Genomic DNA, 3,118 nt, shown 5'->3' with positions numbered 1-3,118 from the left:
GGTTCCATGGCTGACTTTTGATTTAAACGACAATCTTCTTGTTAAAAATTCTGTTTTTTGTGGAACTTACCCTGCTGATTTTTTGTCGTACTCGAAGTTTTGAGTCAAATGGCAGGCTAAAGCGATGAATGGTGTCGGTAGAAACGGAGCAGATGTCCGCTTTAATTGTTCTTACTGTCCTGGAGGGAATACCGGAAAACTTGGTGGACGTTCAGTGGTCACAACAGAGTGCGAACACCATCACATGGGGCACTTGGAATGTATACGCGACTATTCTAATTCATTGCACAAACCGGATAGGTGTATATGTGGGCCGGGCATGTCCTTGCTTCGAAATTCCAGGCCATTGTTAGAGGATGCCTGTCAAAAGGGGGACTTGGAAGCTCTAAAGTTGGGACTTGAACTGAAACCAGAAGGCAACGTCACCTCTGCTCTTTCCGCTGCAGCAAGAGCGATAGCTGAAGCTAGTGGACATACTGATAGCAAGGACTACACCGAGTGCTTCCTGACTTTGTCGAGCGCTATTCAAAATCACGCGGATGAACATAAAAAATTGTGTGCCCAAGTGGCAACACTGGTGGCGGGATTTGGAGTGGCCATAGCTGTATTGACCACTGTCGAATCGGCAGCTTTCAGTGCAGAGTTTGTTGCGCTTTGTGAAATTGTGGGTGAAATTGCGAATATGTATATTACTGGATTTCCTATGGGGACGGTGATGTCGATGGTTGCTTTTGGATCTCTGCTATCTTCGTGGGATCTTTCAGCTTTCCCTCATATCATTGCATCTATTTCAGTATTATCAGGTTCGGTATTAGGCATTGCTACATCAGCCTTGGCACATAACATAGGTGAAAATATCGGGAAAAAATGGGGCAACGCAATTGATCTTGAGGGCGGTAACACCCCCCTGCATATTGCTTCTCAAAATGACGCTTACCAATGCGTGAAAACTCTGGCTGATCAGTGGGCAGGTCGAGATCAGCAAAAATGGGGAATTATAAAATTAGCATTCTCGACGATCATGAATGTTATTTCCGGTGGCATATCCGCATCTTTGCTGGGTTTTATGGAAGGATTCAGTGATTCTTATAACGATTTATTTTTTCTGACTCACAGGTGGGATGTTAACACCGTCAATCAGGATGGCTATACACCTTTGCACTTTGCTGCTGAGAATAACAGCGTCAGGTCCTTAGAAGCCTTGCTCAGGGCTGGGGCTAACATCAACGCTACTGATAGCAAAGGCTTAACGGCTCTTCACTTCGCTGCTCAAAACGGCTGTGCAGAGTCCGTCAAAAAGTTGCTGGACTGGTCTTCTCGCGTCAATATCAAGAATAACGATGGCAATACGGCTCTCCACTTAGCTGCTCGTCAAGGAAAAACAGAGGCCATCCAGAAATTGTTGGACTTTGACCCCTCCCTGGCCAAAGAGAAGAATAACTGTGGCGAAACGGCTGCCCACTTAGCGGAAATGAATGGCCGCAAAGAGACCGTCAAGCTGCTGAACATTGAGGCTCTCCACTTAGCTGTTCGTCAAGGCGACATGGAGGCCATCCAGACATTGCTGGGCTTTGACCCCTCATTGGCCAAAGGGAAGGATAACGATGGCTGGACGGCACTCCACAAAGCTGCTGATGAAGGCCACACAGAGGCTATCCAGACATTGCTGGCCTTTGACCCCTCACAGGCCAAAGAGAAGACTAACGATGCCCAAACGGCTCTTCACGCCGCTGCTCTTAACGGCCACACAGAGGCCATCCAGACATTGTTGAACTTTGACCGCTCACTGGCCAAAGAGAAGGATAGATATGGCTTGACGGCTCTCCACTACGCTGCTCGTAAAGACCAAACAGTGGCCATCCAGGCATTGTTGAACTTTGACCTGGCCAAAGAGAAGGATAACAATGGCCAAACGGCTCTCCACTACGCTGCTGAAAAAGGCCACACAGAGGCCATCAATACATTGCTGGCCTTTGACTGCACCCTGGCCAAAGAGAAGAATAAGTTTGGCGATACGGCTCTCCAATGGTCTGCTGCTAAAGGCCACACAGAGGCCATCCAGACATTGCTGGACTTTGCCCCCTCACTGGCCAAAGAGAAGGATAACGATGACGAATCGGCTCTTCATTTAGCTGCTCGTAAAGGCCACACAGAGGCCATCCAGGCATTGCTGAAATTTGACCCCTCCCTGGCCAAAGAGAAGGATAACGATGGCTGGACGGCACTCCACTACGCTGCTTATGATGGCCAAACAGAGGCCATCCAGACATTGCTGGACTTTGACCCCTCACTGGCCAACGAGAAGGATCACAATGGCCAAACGGCTCTCCACGCAGCTGCTCGTAAAGGCCAAACAGAGGCCGTCCAGGTATTGCTGGCCTTTGACCCCTCACTGGCCAAAGAGAAGGTCATACATGGCTTCACGGCTCTCCACTTAGCTGCTGAAAAAGGCCACGCAGAGGCCATCCAGGCATTGCTGGACTTTGACCCCTCACTGGCCAAAGAGAAGGTCATACATGGCTTCACGGCTCTCCACGCAGCTTCTTTTAAAGGCCACACAGAGGCTATCCAGGCATTGCTTGACTTTGACCCCTCACTGGCCAAAAAGAAGACTAAAGATGGCCAAACAGCTCTCCACACAGCTTCTTTTGAAGGCCACACAGAGGCCATCCAGATATTGCTGGCCTTTGACCCCTCACTGGCCAAAGATAAGAGCAACCTTGGCCTGACGGCTCTCCACAAAGCTGCTGAAAAAGGCCACACAGAGGCCATTCAGACATTGCTGTACTTTGACCCCTCTCTGGCCAAAGATAAGAGCAACCATGGCATGACGGCTCTCCACGCCGCTGCTTGTAAAGGCCACACAGAGGCTATCCAGACATTGCTTGACTTTGACCCCTCACTGGCCAAAAAGTGGACTAAAGATGGCCAAACAGCTCTCCACACAGCTTCTTTTGAAGGCCACACAGAGGCCATCCAGACATTGCTGAACTTTGACCCCTCACTGGCCAAAGATAAGAGCAACCTTGGCCTGACGGCTCTCCACAAAGCTGCTGAAAAAGGCCACACAGAGGCCATTCAGACATTGCTGTACTTTGACCCCTCTCTGGCCAAAGAT

Annotated in this window: 1 protein-coding gene; it reads left to right on the top strand. The window is 49.6% G+C overall.

What is annotated here, in order from left to right; all coding sequences use genetic code 11:
* Positions 1-376 precede the first annotated feature (376 nt).
* A partial coding sequence (locus J7438_RS24870) for an ankyrin repeat domain-containing protein (RefSeq protein WP_209278737.1) occupies positions 377-3,118 on the top strand: 2,742 nt, incomplete at its 3' end.

Origin of the sequence: Thalassotalea sp. G20_0, assembly GCF_017744175.1 — a bacterium.
Classification (GTDB): Bacteria; Pseudomonadota; Gammaproteobacteria; order Pseudomonadales; family Endozoicomonadaceae; genus Endozoicomonas.
The sequence above is the reverse complement of the archived record's forward strand: the minus strand, read 5'-3'. Positions and strand labels throughout refer to the sequence as shown.